The organism is Streptomyces clavuligerus (assembly GCF_005519465.1).
Classification (GTDB): domain Bacteria; phylum Actinomycetota; class Actinomycetes; order Streptomycetales; family Streptomycetaceae; genus Streptomyces; species Streptomyces clavuligerus.
In genome coordinates, this window is record NZ_CP027858.1 from 3,060,111 (window position 1) to 3,076,829 (window position 16,719).

Annotated in this window: 12 protein-coding genes, 1 tRNA gene and 1 riboswitch; of the genes, 5 read left to right on the top strand and 8 right to left on the bottom strand. The window is 73.0% G+C overall.

What is annotated here, in order from left to right; all coding sequences use genetic code 11:
- Positions 1–52: 52 nt before the first annotated feature.
- On the bottom strand, positions 53–2,266 hold the full coding sequence (locus tag CRV15_RS12775) for an asparagine synthase-related protein (protein ID WP_009997030.1): 2,214 nt from the start codon (positions 2,264–2,266) through the stop codon (positions 53–55).
- 863 nt (positions 2,267–3,129) lie between these two features.
- Between CRV15_RS12775 and CRV15_RS12780 the strand changes: the two genes are divergently transcribed.
- The 4 genes from CRV15_RS12780 to CRV15_RS12795 all read left to right on the top strand — a co-directional run bounded on the left by CRV15_RS12780 (position 3,130) and on the right by CRV15_RS12795 (position 8,814).
- Entirely contained in the window at positions 3,130–4,734 is a 1,605-nt protein-coding gene (locus tag CRV15_RS12780) for an NsdA family TPR-like regulatory protein (protein WP_009997028.1), read from the top strand.
- Positions 4,735–5,187: 453 nt separating this feature from the next.
- Entirely contained in the window at positions 5,188–6,363 is a 1,176-nt protein-coding gene (lhgO, locus tag CRV15_RS12785; RefSeq protein ID WP_029182989.1) for an L-2-hydroxyglutarate oxidase, read from the top strand.
- An 89-nt stretch (positions 6,364–6,452) separates the two neighbouring features.
- Positions 6,453–7,238: a tRNA (guanosine(46)-N7)-methyltransferase TrmB gene (gene trmB, locus CRV15_RS12790; protein WP_009997023.1), complete on the top strand. Its 786-nt coding sequence runs from the start codon at positions 6,453–6,455 to the stop codon at positions 7,236–7,238.
- Between the two features lie 160 nt (positions 7,239–7,398).
- A complete protein-coding gene (locus CRV15_RS12795) occupies positions 7,399–8,814 on the top strand; it encodes a PrsW family intramembrane metalloprotease (protein ID WP_003954952.1) in 1,416 nt (471 codons plus the stop codon).
- Between the two features lie 443 nt (positions 8,815–9,257).
- Here the strand turns inward: CRV15_RS12795 and CRV15_RS12800 are convergent, their stop codons facing one another.
- The 5 genes from CRV15_RS12800 to CRV15_RS12820 form a co-directional block, all read right to left on the bottom strand.
- Positions 9,258–10,316: a M23 family metallopeptidase gene (locus CRV15_RS12800; RefSeq protein WP_003954954.1), complete on the bottom strand. Its 1,059-nt coding sequence runs from the start codon at positions 10,314–10,316 to the stop codon at positions 9,258–9,260.
- Positions 10,317–10,327: 11 nt separating this feature from the next.
- Positions 10,328–10,484, bottom strand: a riboswitch (cyclic di-AMP (ydaO/yuaA leader).
- A 327-nt stretch (positions 10,485–10,811) separates the two neighbouring features.
- A complete protein-coding gene (locus tag CRV15_RS12805) occupies positions 10,812–11,969 on the bottom strand; it encodes a PP2C family protein-serine/threonine phosphatase (RefSeq protein ID WP_003954955.1) in 1,158 nt (385 codons plus the stop codon).
- 275 nt (positions 11,970–12,244) lie between these two features.
- Positions 12,245–12,318: transfer RNA gene (locus CRV15_RS12810), tRNA-Met, on the bottom strand.
- A 204-nt stretch (positions 12,319–12,522) separates the two neighbouring features.
- On the bottom strand, positions 12,523–13,272 hold the full coding sequence (locus tag CRV15_RS12815) for a MerR family transcriptional regulator (protein ID WP_003954956.1): 750 nt from the start codon (positions 13,270–13,272) through the stop codon (positions 12,523–12,525).
- Positions 13,273–13,707: 435 nt separating this feature from the next.
- Positions 13,708–13,998: a hypothetical protein gene (locus CRV15_RS12820; protein WP_003954957.1), complete on the bottom strand. Its 291-nt coding sequence runs from the start codon at positions 13,996–13,998 to the stop codon at positions 13,708–13,710.
- A gap of 305 nt (positions 13,999–14,303) precedes the next feature.
- On the opposite strand from CRV15_RS12820, the gene CRV15_RS12825 reads away from it, so the two are divergent.
- Positions 14,304–15,020 (top strand): HNH endonuclease family protein, encoded by a 717-nt coding sequence (locus CRV15_RS12825; RefSeq protein WP_003954958.1) that lies wholly within the window; start codon positions 14,304–14,306, stop codon positions 15,018–15,020.
- Positions 15,021–15,086: 66 nt separating this feature from the next.
- Here the strand turns inward: CRV15_RS12825 and CRV15_RS12830 are convergent, their stop codons facing one another.
- Positions 15,087–16,190: a methyltransferase domain-containing protein gene (locus CRV15_RS12830; RefSeq protein WP_003954959.1), complete on the bottom strand. Its 1,104-nt coding sequence runs from the start codon at positions 16,188–16,190 to the stop codon at positions 15,087–15,089.
- 99 nt (positions 16,191–16,289) lie between these two features.
- Positions 16,290–16,682: a hypothetical protein gene (locus CRV15_RS12835; RefSeq protein WP_003961223.1), complete on the bottom strand. Its 393-nt coding sequence runs from the start codon at positions 16,680–16,682 to the stop codon at positions 16,290–16,292.
- Positions 16,683–16,719 lie beyond the last annotated feature (37 nt).

Here is a 16,719-nt window from a genome sequence, read left to right on the forward strand (position 1 = left end):
TGGAGTGCGGCGGGACGGTACCCCGCAGCCGTCCGCCGGGCGGTCGGGGTGGTCAGGAACGCAGGGAGGGGCGGGGCGGGACCCCGGTGGCGACGGCGCGGGTGCGGGGGGCGGCGGTGCCGGTCCAGCAGGTGCCGCGGCGGGAGAGGAGGCGGCGGAGCCAGAGTTCGGTGGCGACCAGGTCGGCGAGGCCGTCGAGCGGGAGGGGTTCGCCCTCGGAGGCGGCGCGCAGGGCCTTGCGGACGACGCGGGCCTCGACGAGCCCGGCGTCCGCCAGCAGCGGGACGTCGAAGAGGGCCATCAGTTCGGGCAGTGCGGCGCGCAGCCCCTTGCGGGCGGTCTCCGCGGACGAGGTGTGGGTGGGCGTCCCCCAGCCGGGTGGCAGCGCCCGGACCCCCGCGCCCCCGAGGACCGTCCGCAGGATCTCGGCGCGGGCGCCGGGCCGGACCCGCAGGGACTCGGGGAGGTCGCGGCAGGCACGGACGACCTGGTTGTCGAGGAACGGGGTGTGCACGCGCTGGCTGCGCACCTCCGCCGCCTGTTCCAGGACGCGCTGTCCGGCGGCGTGGCGGTGCAGGGCGGCCCTGGCCCGGGCCTCGCCCGGGCGCTGGACGACGACGGGCCGGGTGGCGGCCTCGGCGAGCCGGACCGCCACCTCGGCCAGGGCCTCGCCGGTGAGCCAGCGCGCGGCCGGGCCGGGGCGCGACCAGGTCAGGGCCGCGAGGGAGGCGTCGACGGGGCCGAGCGAGGGGCGGCCGGTGGGCCGGTTGGCCTCGGCGAGCCGGTCGGCCGCCGTCTCCAGGCCGGTGCGGTAGGGCGTGCGGGCGAGCCGCCGGGCGGCCCGGTAGACCGTCAGCGGGACGAACACCGACCCCGGTGACGTCCCCTCGGCGCGGGCCAGGGCCGCCACGGGCCGCAGCAGATGGCGGCGTCTGCGGTCGAGCAGGAGGTCCGCGAGCCGGGCCGGGTGGGCGTCCAGCACCTGGCGGGCGCCCGCCCCGCTGAAGTGGTCGGCGCTGCCCGCCGCGAGCCGGCCGCGGTGGCGTTCGGCGAGGACGAGGGAGGGGGCGGGCTCGTCGGTGAGCGGAGCGTTCGCCAGACCGGCGTAGGGCAGTCCCTCGTCCCCCGCGGCGACGACGACATGGTGCAGCCGGGGGTCGTCGGCGATGGCGCGGGCCCGTTCCAGCTCCGCCGCGCGGCCCTCGTCGGTGAGGTCGTTGTAGGTGACGGCGAGCAGGCGTTCCCCGGCGCCGGTGCCGTGGCCCATGACGGTGCCGGGGCGGCCGGGCAGCCCGGCGGCGAGCAGGGCGAGCGTCCCGGAGGCGCTTCCTCCGGAGAGGTCGGCGCCGATCCCTGGCGCGGGGGCGCCGCGCCGGGCGCGCCGGTCCGCGGGGCCCATCCCGGGCACCGGCCCGGGGTCGGGCGGCAGGGCGTGGGGCGCGTGCCGGGGGGCGGTCAGCCGGGCGCGCACGGCGTCGAGGAGCGCGTCCCGTATGCCGTCGACGGCGCGGTCGGCCTCGATCCGCGGGCCCGCGACGGCGAGCGACGCGACGGGTTCGTACCCGGTGATCTCCCGGGAGCCCTCGCGCAGGATCAGCGCGTGGCCGGGCGGAACGCGCCGTACCCCCTCGTACGGGGTGGAGTCGCCCAAGGCTTCGGGGGTCTCGGGGCAGGCGAGCAGCGCGGCGAGATGGCCGATGTCGAGCTGGGCCTCGACGAGGTCGGCGAGCGGGAGGGCGGCGGTCGCGTAGGCGGTGCCGCCCTGCCAGGGGGTGTGGAAGACGGGGCGGGCTCCCGCGAGGTCGCCGAGGACGGTGGTCCGGCCCCGGGTCTGGCCGGGGGTGCCGCCCGCGGTCTGGACGACGACGAGGTAGCTGCCGGGCCATGAGGTGAGGTGCCGCAGGGCGCCGCCGCGTGCGGTGACGAGTCCGGCGCGCAGTTCGTCGTCGCTCGCGGCGCAGCAGCCGAGGACGGCCATCCGGGTCCAGCCGGTCGCGAGGCCGTGCTGCGGGGCCGCGGAACCGGGGAACTGCCCGGGAAGGGGCGCGGGGTCGAGGCCGACGACACGGACCTCGTCGGGACGCCAGTCGCCGACGGCCCAGAGCGGGTCGGGGTCGCCCCACAGCAGTTGGGAGCCGACCGGCTGGACGGTGCGGCCCTCGTCGGCGTCCCCGATGTACCCGGCGGGTGCGGTGCCGGGGTCGGTGAACGCCGCGGCCGTGGGGAAGTCGGCGGCGATACCGCTCCAACCCACCAACCACCGCATCGGCGCCTCCACAGGCTGTGGACAACTCCGGCCGTCCGGGGGCCGCGGGGCGGCACGATCCTCCCCCGGCCCGCCGGGGCGCTCCCGGACCCTCGCGGGAAGGGGCGCGTCCGGCCGTTCGGGACCATGCTGCCACGAAGGCGGCGCACGGTGGCGCCATGGGTAGCAGGTGCGAAAAGTGAACGTGCGCACAGGGACGGGGACTTGAGAACCGACGGACAGGGGAGTACGACGGACACCGGTGCGGCGGACGGGAGTGGGACGCGACTTAATACGCAAGACAGACAGTCGAGATCCGGCCAATCTCGGACAGAGTCCGGGCAGCACAGAGGACCGCGCGACCTCCGGCGGCAGAACGGAACCGGAGAGTCCGGGATCGGCGTCCAGCAGCCCGGGAGGCGCAGTCCGCCTCCCGGACCGGGCCGTCACCCACGGGGATTGAAGGCGACGGCGTCCCCCGGCCCGCTGATTCCCGTACACAGCAGGCCGACCCACGCGATACCCATGGAAGCGCCCGCACCCCTCCCCCGCACAGAGCGCACACACGGGCGCACGGCCACACGCACGGGGCACAGCGGGGCACACCGGCGCTCCTGCCCCGAAATCATCCGGAGGGAACCTCCGTACACGCACAACAATCTCGCCATACGGAACACCGCCTCTTAACGGTCGGGATGCAGCGAACTACGCTGTGTTCGCTGATGTTCTGCACCGACGGGCATACTCCGATGGGCTCGGCCAGGCACTTTTGCAACCGGGACCGCGGACCGGGGGACGGGAGCCACCCGGCGGCGCAGGCTTCCGTACGAATGCCGCACGCCGGACAGGGACGCGGCGGCCGTCTGTGTGTCGAGGGGTGGGCCATGTCCAGGGAGCAACGCGGGCCGAACGAAAAGCTCGGCACCGTTCTCGCCCTCGCGGGAATCAGCAACGCGGGACTGGCCCGCCGCGTCAACGACCTCGGCGCGCAGCGCGGTCTGACCCTCCGTTACGACAAGACCTCCGTGGCGCGATGGGTGTCCAAGGGCATGGTGCCGCAGGGCGCCGCACCCCATCTCATCGCCGCCGCGATCGGCGCCAAGCTGGGCCGCCCCGTGCCGCTGCACGAGATCGGGCTCGCCGACGCCGACCCCGCGCCCGAGGTCGGACTCGCCTTCCCCCGCGATGTGGGGGCCGCCGTGAAGTCGGCGACCGAGCTGTACCGCCTGGACCTGGCGGGCAGACGAGCGGGAAGTGGCGGGATCTGGCAGTCGCTGGCCGGTTCCTTCTCGGTGAGCGCGTATGCCACCCCCGCCTCGCGCTGGTTGATAACGCCCGCGGACCCCTCCGTGGAGCGGATACCGGAGGCGGGGGGCGCCGGGGCCGCCGGTCACGGAAGCGGTGGCCCCGGCGGTATCGGGCACGGTGGGGTCGGGCAGCCGGGTGGGACGGCCTCCGGAGCGGGGAGTTCCGTCGGGGCGGGGACCGGGTCGGGGACGGGCACGGGGATCGGGCCCGGGACGGGACCCGGGGGCCACGGAGCCGCCGACACCGCTTCCGACGAGGCCCCCACCCGGGTGGGACACAGCGATGTGGCCAAGCTGCGTGAGGCGGCGGAGGACGCCCGCCGCTGGGACTCCAAGTACGGCGGCGGGGACTGGCGTTCGTCCATGGTCCCCGAGTGTCTGCGGGTGGACGCCGCGCCGCTGCTGCTCGGCTCGTACTCCGACGAGGTGGGCCGCGCGCTCTTCGGCGCGACCGCCGAGCTGACCCGGCTCGCCGGGTGGATGGCCTTCGACACCGGCCAGCAGGAGGCGGCGCAGCGGTACTACATCCAGGCCCTGCGGCTGGCCCGGGCGGCGGCGGACGTCCCGCTCGGCGGCTATGTGCTGGCGTCGATGTCGCTCCAGGCCGTCTACCGGGGGTTCGCCGACGAGGGCGTGGATCTGGCGCAGGCGGCGATCGAGCGCAATCGGGGGCTCGCCACCGCCCGGACCATGAGTTTCTTCCGGCTGGTCGAGGCCCGCGCCCATGCCAAGGCGAATGACGCGGCGGCGGCGGGCGCGGCGCTGAAGTCGTCCGAGGGCTGGCTGGAGCGCTCGCGCGAGGGCGACTGCGACCCGACCTGGCTGGGTTTCTACTCGTACGACCGGTTCTGCGCGGACGCCGCCGAGTGCTACCGCGATCTCAAGGCCCCCCGGCAGGTGCGGCGCTTCACCGAGCAGGCGCTGTCGCGGCCCACGGAGGAGTTCGTCCGCTCGCACGGGCTGCGGCTGGTCGTCAGCGCGGTCGCCGAACTGGAGTCGGGGAACCTGGACGCGGCGTGCGCGGCGGGCACCCGGGCGGTGGAGGTCGCGGGGCGGATCTCCTCGGCGCGGACCACGGAGTATGTGCGGGATCTGCTGAACCGGCTGGAGCCGTACGGGGACGAGCCGAGGGTGGCGGAGCTGCGGGAGCGGGCCAGGCCGCTGCTGATGGCACCGGTGTAGCCGGGCGGCGCGGCCGCCGTCATCCGTCATCCGTCATCCGTCATCCGATCAGTGCCGCCCCGTGGCGGGCCGCCCCGAGCCGTCGCGGGGCCCGTTCCCATGAGGTCGCACGGGTGGTGGCACGGGGTGGTGGCACAGAGCACGGACTCGGGTACGGACACAGGGGGTACAGCACCTTCGGCGGGCAGGTCGGACGGTGTTGTCAGTGGCCGGGTGCAGTATCGGGGGTGGGAGGTGGCGCGGGTGACGGTGGTCGACGGCAGAGCCGGGGACGGGGAAGAGGGCACGGCGGAGGACACGGAAAGCACGGGGGAGGGCACGGCAGGGGACGCGACGGGAGACACGGCAGGGGATACGGCGGCGGACACGGGCGGATCGTCCCCGGGGCCGGCGGACCCGGGGACGGGGCCCTGGGCACCCACCGGCCACCGCGGTGGCTTCGACTGCGACGTCCTGGTGGTCGGCGGTGGGATCGTCGGCCTGGCGACCGCCCACGCCCTCCTCCGCGCCGCTCCCGGCACCCGGGTGACCGTCCTGGAGAAGGAGGCCACCACGGCCGCCCACCAGACCGGGCGGAACAGCGGAGTGATCCACAGCGGGATCTACTACCGCCCCGGCTCGCTCAAGGCCCGGTTCGCGGTGCGGGGCGCCGCCGAGATGGTCGGGTTCTGCGCCGAGAACGACCTGCCGCACCGGGTCACCGGCAAGCTCATCGTCGCCACCTCACGGGACGAGCTGCCCCGGCTCCACGCCCTCGTCCAGCGCGGCCGGGAGAACGGCATCCCGGTGCGGGAGCTGGGCCCGGCGCAGATCACCGAGTACGAGCCGGAGGTGCGCGGGCTCGCGGCCATCCAGGTGGGGACGACCGGTGTGTGCGACTTCGGCGCGGTGGCCGCCCGGCTGGCGGTGCTGGTAGAGAAGTCCGGCGGCAGGGTCGACTGCGGCGAGGAGGTCACAGCCGTGGACCGCAGGGCGTGGGGCGTCGCGGTGCGCACCGCGACGGGGCGGGTCCTGCGGGCCAGGGCCCTGGTCAACTGCGCGGGGCTGCACTGCGACCGGGTGGCCCGGCTGGCGGGTGACGACCCGGAGATGCGGATCGTCCCCTTCCGGGGGGAGTACTACGAGCTGGCGGACCCCGCACGCGTCCGGGGGCTGGTCTATCCGGTGCCGGACCCGGCCTTCCCCTTCCTCGGCGTCCATCTGACCCGCGGCATCGACGGCGGTGTCCACGTCGGTCCGAACGCGGTGCCCGCGGGCGCCCGCGAGGGCTATCGGCGGTCGACGGTCCGGCCCCGGGAGCTGGCCTGGACGCTGGCCTGGCCCGGCACCTGGCAGATGGCCCGGGAGCACTGGCGGTACGGGGCCGGTGAGCTGCACCGTTCCCTGTCGAAGACGGCGTTCACGGCGGCGGTGCGCCGATTGCTGCCCTCAGTCACCGAGGCCGATCTGCGCCCGGCCCCGTCCGGGGTGCGGGCGCAGGCGGTGCTGCGGGACGGCACCCTGGCGGACGACTTCCTGATCAAGGAGGCCCCCCGTACGGTCCATGTGCTGAACGCGCCGTCCCCGGCGGCGACGGCGTCCCTGCCGATCGGGCGGGAGGTGGCGGCCCGGGTACTGCGGCTGCTCTGACCGTCCGGGACCGCACCCCGGTGCGACGGTCCGCGACCGGCCGCTCACCCCGGGAGAGCGGCCGGTGGACCCGTAGAATCGAAAGCACTGTGTCCGAGCTGAAGAACCACACCCCCGCACCCGCCGTCCGCGACCGGAGCGAGCCCCGCTTCCCCGGAGGGCCCATCGCCGACCCCGCCGGTTCGCACCACGAGCGGCGCATCCGGAGCTTCCAGCCCCGGCGCAGCCGGGTCACCACCGGACAGGGCGACGCACTCCAGCGGCTCTGGCCGATCTGGGGCATCGAGATCGACGGCCGCGAGACCCTCGACCCCGGCACGATGTTCGGCGGACTGCCCGTCGTACTGGAGATCGGGTTCGGCATGGGCGAGGCCACCGCGCGGATGGCCGCCGACGACCCCGGCACCGGCATCCTCGCCGTGGACGTCCACACCCCGGGCCAGGGCAATCTGCTCGGCCTCGCCGAGCGGAACGGACTGTCCAACGTCCGGGTGGCCAACGGCGACGCGATCATCCTGCTGCGAGAGATGCTGGCGCCCGGCTCGCTGGACGGGATGCGGATCTTCTTCCCGGACCCCTGGCCGAAGAAGCGGCACCACAAGCGGCGGCTGATCCAGCCCGAGTTCCTGACGCTGGCGGCGCGGAGCCTGAGGCCGGGGGCCGTGCTGCACTGCGCCACCGACTGGGAGCCGTACGCGGAGCAGATGCTCCAGGTCCTCACGGACCACCCGGACTTCGAGAACACCCAGGAGGACGGCGGTTACGCGCCCCGTCCCGGGTTCCGGCCGCTGACCCGCTTCGAGGGACAGGGGCTCGACAAGGGGCATGTCGTGCACGACCTGCTGTTCCGCCGGGCGGCCGACCCCGCCGTCTGACCGGGTCCCGCGGCCCCGGACCGACCGTCCGACCGGGTCCCGCAGCCCCGGTCCGACCGTCCGACCGGGCCCGGCCGGAGCGGTCCGCGCGGGCCCCGCGCGGAAGGGCCCCGCGGGAAGTGCGTCGCCAGGTGTCGGTGGCCGTCGTTAGGGTCATTGGGTGTCCGAGCCGTTCCCGCACCACCAGCAGCCCCGTCCGGCGGCCCCCGCGCCCAGCGCGCGGACCGGTCCGGACGCCTCCGCGCCCGCGCCCGGGCCGACAGCAGGACCGGCGGGACCAGCGGTGCCCGCCTTCCGCCAGGACCCGAGGTTCGACGCCGTCCCGGAGCGCTCCCGCTGGCGCTACAAGCCCCGGCGGGTCTCCCGGCTCTGGCAGTCGAAGGCGATCAGAGCCGGAATCCTGATCACGCTGCTCGCCCTCTGCGCCCTGGTGATCCTCGCGCTGGTGCGGGAGGAGACCGGAACCGAGGGGTTCCTCGTCGGACTCGGACTCGCCACCCTGCCGGTGCCGCTGCTGATCGCCGCCTTCCGCTGGCTGGACCGGGTGGAGCCGGGCCCCTGGCTGAATCTGATCTTCTCCTTCGCCTGGGGCGCCTTCGCCGCCGCGCTGATCGCGATCCTGGCGAACACCTTCGCGACCCGCTGGATAGCCACGGCCACCGCCGACACCACCGACGCCCACTCCATCGGCGCCACGGTCATCGCACCGGTGGTGGAGGAGAGCGCCAAGGCGGTGGCCATCGCGTTGATCTTCTTCTTCCGGCGCAGGGACTTCAACGGGATCGTCGACGGGGTGGTGATCGCCGGATTCACCGCCACCGGTTTCGCGTTCACCGAGAACATCCTCTATCTGGGCAACGCCTTCGGCGAGGATCAGCAGCTCGGCTACTCGGGGCTGCCGTCGGTGACCGCCGCGACCTTCTTCGTCCGGATCGTGATGTCGCCGTTCGCGCATCCGCTCTTCACCGTGCTCGCCGGGATCGGCTTCGGCATGGCGGCCATGGCCCCGCGGTCGCGCACGACCCGCCGCACCCTGCTGCCGGTGCTCGGCGTCCTGCTCGCGATGGGTGTCCACGCCCTCTGGAACGGGTCGGCCTCGTATCTGGGCCCGCTCGGTTTCTACGCGGTGTACGGGATGTTCATGGTGCCCGCCTTCGGGCTGCTGACCTGGCTGGCGATCTGGTCCCGGCAGAGCGAGCTGCGGACGATAGCCGCCGAACTGCCGAAGTACGCGATCGCGGGGTGGATCGCCCCGGCTGAACCCCAGGCCCTGTCCTCGATGAAGGCGCGCACGATGGCCCGCACCGCCGCCCGGCACGCGCACGGCCCGGCCGCGGCGCACACGGTGACGGAGTACCAGCGGTTCGCGACCTCGCTGGCGTTTCTGCGGCACCGGGCCGAACGGGGGGTGGAGGTCCCGGACTTCGTCGCCCGTGAACAGGAGCTGCTGCACCACATGTGGCAGCGGAAGGCGGTGGCCTCCCCGGCGCTGACCTACGCCGCCCGGGCGACGGGCCGGGTCTGGGTACCGCCGCCGTACCGGGACTACGAGACCTACAACCCGTATCGCGCCTGACCGTCCCGCGCCGGAAGGGGTCCGGTCCGACCGGCCCGTGCCGGAACGGAGGAACCGGCGGCCCTGGCATCGGGGGGTGTGCGCCAGGGCCGCCGGAGAACGGGTTCCGCCGCCGGGTGCCCGTCGTCCGTCCACCGGTGGGCCGGTTCACCGACAAGGGTGCCGGTGGGGGCTTTGCCGCCGCTGAAACCGCCGGTCGGGGCGGCGACGGAGAGGACGGAGCGGGGGCGGAACGGGCACGGGGCGGAGGCGGAACGGGCACGGGGCGGAGGCGGAACGGGGCTGCGGGACAAGGGGAACGGGGGACACCTGGGGTGGGTGACACGTGTCACCCACCGCAGAGGCGTACCGGGGCACCGCAGAGGGATCCAGCGTCGCGCGGGCTGTGCGAACGGCCCCGAAACGACCGCAGGGCCCCTGGATTCAGGGGCCCTGGGGCTCGATCAGACAGCGAGGCCCTTGTTCTGCAACCAGGCCATCGGGTCGACAGCGGCACCGCCGGAGGTCTTGACCTCCAGGTGGAGGTGGTTGCCGGTCACATTGCCGGAGTCGCCGACCCGGCCGATCGTCTCGCCCGCGGACACCTGCTGGCCGACGCCGACGGTCATCGAGGAGAGGTGGGCGTACAGGATCTCCGTACCGTCCGACAGCTGGAGCAGGATGCGGTAGCCGTAGGGGCCCGCCCAGCCCGCCGCCGTGATGGTGCCGCTGCCGACCGCCTTGACCGGGGTGCCGGCCGCGGCCGCGAAGTCCAGACCGGTGTGCTGACCGGAGGACCACATCGAGCCGGACTGGCCATAGGTGGAGGTGATCACATAGCTGGAGGTGGGCAGCGAGAAGCTGTTCGCGAGCCGGGCCCGGCGCTCCTCCTCCGCCTTCCGCTCTTCTTCGGCCTTCGCCTTGGCCTTCGCCTCTTCCTCGGCCTTCCGCTTGGCCTCGGCCTCCGCCTCGGCCTCCTTCTTCGCCTTCGCCTCGGCGGCGCGCTCGGCCTTCTCCGCCTGGGCGGCGGCCTGCTCGGCGGCCTCCAGCTCGGTGGCGGCACGGGCGGCGGCGTCGGCGCTCGACTGCTGCTCCTCGGCCTGCTCCAGGATCCGGGAGCGCAGCGCCTCGGCGGCGGTCTGCTGCTCCCCGGTCTGCTGGGCCGCGAGTCCCATCGCGGCGGTCGGAGCGTTCTCGTCCGCTGTCGACCCCTCGTCGCCGGAGACCAGCGAACCGACGCCGGGCAGGGACTTGGCGTCGGGGAGGGAGATCGAGACGGCGGGCTTGTCCTGGGCGGTGGCGATGCCACCCGCGCCGACGGCCGCCATCACGCCGACACCGAGCACGGTGGAGCTACGGGCGATACCGCCGCGCTGCTTCAGCACCCGCTGACGGTGACGGCCGCGCACAGGGCGAACCGTTTCCGCGGAAGGGTTCCAGACACCGGGGGACGCAGCCGCCCCATCCTCGCTGAAGACACCGGACCCGAAGGGGTTTTCCGGGGCAGGGCTGTTGGACGCCACCGAGGCGCACTCCTTTCCTTCCTTCTCGCCTACCGGGTTAGCTGACGGGTTCGGAGCAGGAAGGTCTCCTACGGGCGGCCTCCACCGCGAACTGCACGGCGGATGAAGCCCGATTCACCCCAAAAGGTGGTTCCCCGGTTCCCTCGCGGGATTCGGCGCACGCGCACGGTGCCGCCCTGACGGCGGCTGGGACGACCGCGCTGCGTTATCGAACGTTAATAGACACGCGGACCGGATTCCAAGTTGCACCAGACGATCTTTACTCTCTTTGCCTTGGACTTACCCCGGCATAAGCGGACGGATTCGGGCGACTTGAGCGAGTGTCGAAAAACCTCGTTCATCTGACTGTGCATCAATTGTTATCGGAGGGCTGCCTTCCGACTACGGAGCGTGCAGCCCTTTACGGACCCTTTATGACCGCCGCTCTGAAGCGCTCGCCGAGTCGTCCTCACCCCAGCCCTCACCCCAGCCCTCACCGGAGCCTCACCGGAATGCTCACCGGGGAGGGCGCGGACCGCCTAGGGAGCGCCAGCGGCGGCGGTCCCCCGGCGGTCCCGGGGCATCGGGCGGCCGGGCCACCGCGAGCAGCGCCATGTCGTCGGTGGCACCGCCGCCGGTGTGCCGCCGCACATCGTCCAGGAGTTCGTCCAGCAGCTCCCCCGGCCCCGGGAACACCCTGCCCGCCAGCCGCTCGGCGGGATCGTAGAAGCGTCCCTTCGCGTCCCTCGCCTCGGAGAGTCCGTCGGTGTAGAGAAGCAGGGTCGTGCCGGGCGGCAGCGGGTACTCCTCGGCGCGGTCCGGCCAGACGCCCAGCTCGGCCATGCCCAGGGGCAGCGCGGGCTCCGTCGGCTCCAGGACGTCCAGACCGCCGTCCGGGCGCAGCAGCAGCGGCTCGGGGTGGCCCCGGTTCACCAGCCGGACGACCCCGGTGCCCCGGGGGATCTCGGCGAGGACGGCGGTGGTGAACGCCTCGACCGCGTCCAGGGTCTCCCGCCGCTGCGCCTCCCTGAGCAGCGCCCGTTCCAGCCGCCCGGTGACGCCCTCCAGGGTCGTCTCCTGCTCCGCCGCCTCCCGGAACGCGCCGATCGCGACCGCCACCGCCTCCACCGCGCCCAGCCCCTTGCCGCGGACGTCGCCCACCACGAGCCGGACCCCGTGCGGGGTGTCCTGCACGGCGAAGAGATCGCCGCCGATGAAGGCGTCGGCGAGGGCGGCCTCATAGCGGGCAGCGATCCGGAGTCCGCCGATCCGCTCGGCGGGGGTGGGCAGTACGGCGCGCTGTGCGGTCTCGGCGATCACCCGGGCGGAGGCCAGCCGCTCACTGCTGCGCTGGATGACCCGGTTGATCACCAGTGCCAGGGCGGAGACCGTGATCACGGTGAACAGCTCGGTGTACGCCGTGGGCTCGTCCATCGTGCCCTTGTAGAGGTGGAGCCCGACCACCCCGCAGACCGCCGTGATCCCCGTCAGCAGGGTGGCGCGCCAGGAGAAGAAGGGCGCGGCGATCAGCGGGGCCGCCGTGAACATCGGGGCGGCGGTGTAGCGGGGCGGGGTGGACAGGTCGAAGACCGTTCCGGCGACGATCATCAGCGCGGGGAGCATCCGGACGAAGCGGCGACCGCCGTATCCGCTCCGCTGCTCTGCCTGCGCCAAGGGGGCCTCTCCTGACCGGTCCGCCGATCGCCGCGGACACGGTTGCCGCGCCCCCTTCAGGCTGGCCGGAATCGGCGGGGGAGGCGAGCCGCCACCGTCCAACCGGGCGAGCGGCCGCCCCGGCCTCGGTTTCGGTTCCGTGTCCGCCCCGGGGCGGACACGGCCCGGTCCCGGCCGGGGCGGGGCGGGCACGACCTGGACCGCGGGAGGGGGCAGGTCCGGATACGACAATGGCCCGGCACTTCGGTTCGAAGTGCCGGGCCACGGTCTTTCAGTAGCGGGGACAGGATTTGAACCTGCGACCTCTGGGTTATGAGCCCAGCGAGCTACCGAGCTGCTCCACCCCGCGTCGGTGAACACAACCTTACGCCATCCCGAGCAAGATCCACTCCACTTTTTCCGTCCGGCTCGTAATCGGTCGACGATCAGCCGCGATCGAACAGCAACATAGAGGGATAAATCAGGCAGACGGCCCGACCGGCGGCGGGCCGGAGAGTGGAGATCGGGGGTCGGAGGTCAGAGATCGGAGGTCGAATGGCCGGTCAGCCGCGGGTCAGCCGTCGGTCAGATTCCGTTCCGCGTAGACCGCCATCGCGTCACGGACGAACAGCGCCGTCCCGGCCCCGTGCCGGTCGTAGTGCGCGCCGAAGCGATGATCCGCGACGTACATCTCCCCCAGTCCGGCGAAATGGGACCTGGAGGGCGGCTCGAAGACCGAAAGCCACAGATACTGCCGGTGGGCGAGCCCCTGCGCCGCCCCGCTGCCGGCGGCCAGACCGTCCGCCAGCGCCTGGCCGAAGGCACGGGCGATCTCCTTCTGCTCCTCCTGGTACGCGCGCCGCCGTGACTCGCTCAGCGAGCGCCACCACTGGTCACCGCGCCGGTACGCCTCCCGGCCCCAGCGCTCGGTGACCTCCTGCTCGTACCGCGTGTGGTCGAAACCGTCCAATACGTCCTCGGGCATGAGGTCCTCCCCTGTCTCGATCTTGTGAAGGGTGGTCCGCACCGAGGCGATCTGCCGGCCGACGCGCTCGCGCTCCAGCTCCAGCAGTTCCAGATGGGTCCGCAGGGCCGCCGCGGCGTCCCGCTCCCCTTCGAGCACCTCGGCGATCGCGGGCAGACCGAGCCCCAGCTCGCGCAGCAGCAGAATGCGCTGGAGACGCACCAGGGCCTCGGGTCCGTAGTAGCGATAGCCATGGGCCCCCACCCGGCTGGGGTGCAGCAGCCCCACGTCCCCGTAGTGCCGCAGGGTCCGGCTCGTCGTCCCGGCGCGCCGGGCGATCTCCTGGATCGACCACTCCATGACCTGAACGGTAGAAGTTGACGCTGCGTAAAGGTCAAGCGCCGTTTCCGGGGGACAGTGCCGTTTCCGGGGCTGCGGACGGGCGACGCGCCCCACCAGGGACGCCCTGCTCCCCTGGACGACGGGGGCTCGTGCACGACGGGTACTTGTGCACGGCGGGCGCTCATGGACGACGCGCTCCTGTGGACAACGGGCGCTCATGAGCGACGGGGCCCCTGGGAGGGAGGCCCCGTCGATGTGTGTCCCCGGAGGTCGGGTTTCCCCTGTGATCGGGGAGTTCCCTGAGATCGGGGGGTAAGGCGATTCCCCTGGGAGTGGGGATAGAGACAGATCTCCTGGGAGTGGAGGTCCTGGTGGTTCCCCTGGGAGTGGGGGTTCCGGCGGGATCCTCTGGGAGTCCGGGTCCCGACGGGGCTGGTGAGAGGCGGAGCTCGGCTACGGCTGGACCGTGCTCGTCAGACCGGTGACGGACCCCGTGAGCGTGGTGAGCGGGTCGGTCGCGGGGGCGGTGAGCTGGCCGGGGGCGTCCGTGAGGGTGCTGAGCTGGTTGAGCTGGCTCAGGCCGTTGACGCTGTTCAGCACCTGCTCGACGGCGGAGCCCTGGGGAGCGGGCGCGGTGGGGGCCGCAGGGGCGGGCACGGGGGAAGCGGTGGCCCCGGCGATGGAGAGGACGGAGGCCCCGGCGGCGAGGACGGCGGTCGCAAGGGCACGGTATGTCTTGGTCATGCCGGGACAAACGGCCAAAAGGGGCTGGAGTCACGGGCCGTGGACGGGGATTGACCCGCAAGGGGCGAGGGCGTTCCCGCCGTACCTCCGCAAGTAGGTCCATACGAACACCTGTACGTCAGCGAGCGGCGGAATGAAGCACTCCTACGCCGTCCGGGGCACCCGTGAGAGGGCGGAACGGGTGAACTCCTGAGCCCGTCTGGCGCAATCGTTCGTTTCGCTGCACCGCTTCGGGGTGGTCTGCCCGTAATTCGGGTGACGTGATCACTCATCTGAGGCGTACCGCCGTCGCCGCGGCCTGTGCCGTGCTCGCTTTCTCCTTCGTTCCTCCGGCTTCCGCCTCCACCGCCTCCACCGCTACCTCTGCTGCCTCTGCTGCCTCTATTTCCTCTGTTTCCTCTGTTTCCTCCCCTGACGCGCCGGGTGGTGCCCCGGGACTCCGTGCCGAGACCGCGCGGCTCGGGGTCGCCGTCGGGCGGCTGGTCATCGCCGACGAGAACCGGACCGGCTACAGCCGGAATCTCTTCCGGCACTGGAACGCGGGGCTGAACCTCCGCGACGGCTGCAACACCCGTAACGAGGTGCTGATCGCGGAGGCCGTCGAGCCGCCCACGGTCGGCCCCGGCTGCGCGCTGACGGGCGGGATGTGGCTGTCGTACTACGACGAGGTGCGGGTGACCCCTGCCACGGCACTGGACATCGACCATATGGTTCCGCTGGCCGAGGCATGGGACTCCGGCGCCCACGGCTGGGACCCGGGCCGCCGGGAGGCGTACGCGAACGACCAGGGCCAGGCGTCCTCGCTGGTGGCGGTCACCGCGCGGGCGAACCGTTCCAAGGCCGACCAGGACCCGGCGGAGTGGCTGCCTCCGGCTCAGAGCGCGCTCTGCCGCTATGTCGCGGAGTGGACGGCGACCAAGCTCCGCTGGAACCTCACCGTCGACGGAACCGAGCGGGAGAGGCTGTTCACGGTCGCGGCGGGCTGCCCGACGACCACGGTGAGCTGGGAGACCGCGCCGTAGCCTGTCCCCTCGATACCGGCCCGGGAGGACAGGGGAGCGGCGGGCCGCTCCCTGCCCCCAGTGGCCTCAGCCGATCTCCAGCGGCACCGCCGCGACCACCACATACAGCGTCACGGCGGCGAGGAACGGCCCGGTGGCCAGGTGGTCCAGCCAGTCCCGGGCGGCGGTGTCGGTGAGATATCCGGCGGCTACGGCCCGTTCGGTGGTCCGTTTCAGCCCCAGGATCGCGTCGGCGGACCGCACATCGCGGAAGACGGAGACGACGGGCAGCACGGCCGGAACGGTGAATCCGGCGGCGAGGGCGAGCCGGGGCAGTTCCCGGCCGAGGGTCCCGTTCCGGATCACCCGGTCGGCGACAAAACGGGTGTAGGCGCGGGACGTCTCCCGGTCGGGGTGGTCGACGGTGAGGGAGTCCCAGTCGGGCTCGCCGAGCACCAGCCGCCCGCCGGGCCGCAGTACCCGTCGGATCTCGGCGAGCACCCGGACGGGATCGTCGACGTGCTGGAGCGCGCGGTCGGTGCGGGCCCGGTCGGCGCTGCGGTCGGCGAACGGCAGCCGGTGCATGTCGGCGACGCGGATCCGGACCGGACGGAGCCCCGCGGTCCGTTCCCGGGCCTGTGCTGCCATCTCCTCGCTGATGTCGACGCCGATCACGCGCCCGGGACAGGGGCCGGTGCCCTTGTCCTCGCGACGGCCGTCAGCGGAACCGGAACCGGAATCCGGTGCTACCGCCTCGGCGAGCGCGCCGAGGTCGGTGCCCGGACCGCACCCGAGGTCGAGGGCGGTGTGCCCGGGCCGGGCCGCCAGGGCGTCGAGCATGACCTTCTTGTACGAGCGCCCGGCCCGGCCGGCGGCGACCCGGTCGAGGTAGTGGATCTCGTCGGGCGGCACGGACTCGAAGACCCGGTCGCTCACACGGGCCATCGAGCGTGCCTCCCGCTCCAGCACCGCCCGCCCCTGCGCGGTGATCCGCACGGGCCGGGCGCGGCCCTGGCCCTCCAGCGGTTCGACGAGCCCCTTGGCCTCCAGCCGGTTGAGGGCTCCATAGAGGCTGCCGGGGCCGAGCCGACTGCCCGACAGCCTCTCGATCGCGGTATTGATCGCGTATCCGTGCAGCGGGCCGTCGGCGAGGGTGCAGAGGACGAGCGTCTGGGCATCCTGGGTACGCATGCCCCTCAGAGTGCTTCGTGACGCGTACTACGCACCACGTACTCTTCGGCCAGGGATTCGGCCATCTGGCGTGTTACGGCCCCAGATGGCCTCCGTGCCTTACGGGTTGGGCGCGCTGGTCGCCTTCTCCAGCTCCTTGAGCGCGTCGTCCAGCTCCTTGCCGACGTCCTCGCCGGCCCCCGTCCCCTGGTCCACCAGCTTGTCGGCGTCCTTCTTGAGGTCCTCGGTGAACTCCTTCTTCTTCTTGTCCAGGAACTCCTGAGCGGCGTCCTTGGTGATCTTCTCCAGCTCCTTGTCGCTCAGCCCCTCACAGCCCTTCGGCCGCTCGCCGTCCTTCAGCTTGCCGTCCGAGGCGCTGTCCTCAAGGACCTTGGCCACGGCCGCCTTGCAGGCTCCGGCGTCCGCCTTCTTCTCCTCGGTCTCCCCGCACGCGGTCAGCACGGCGAGCAGCACGCCCACGGCGGCGGCGGTGGCGGTGGCTCTGGTACGCATGTGTCCCCCTGAAGTAGGAATGTGAAGGTGGACAGTA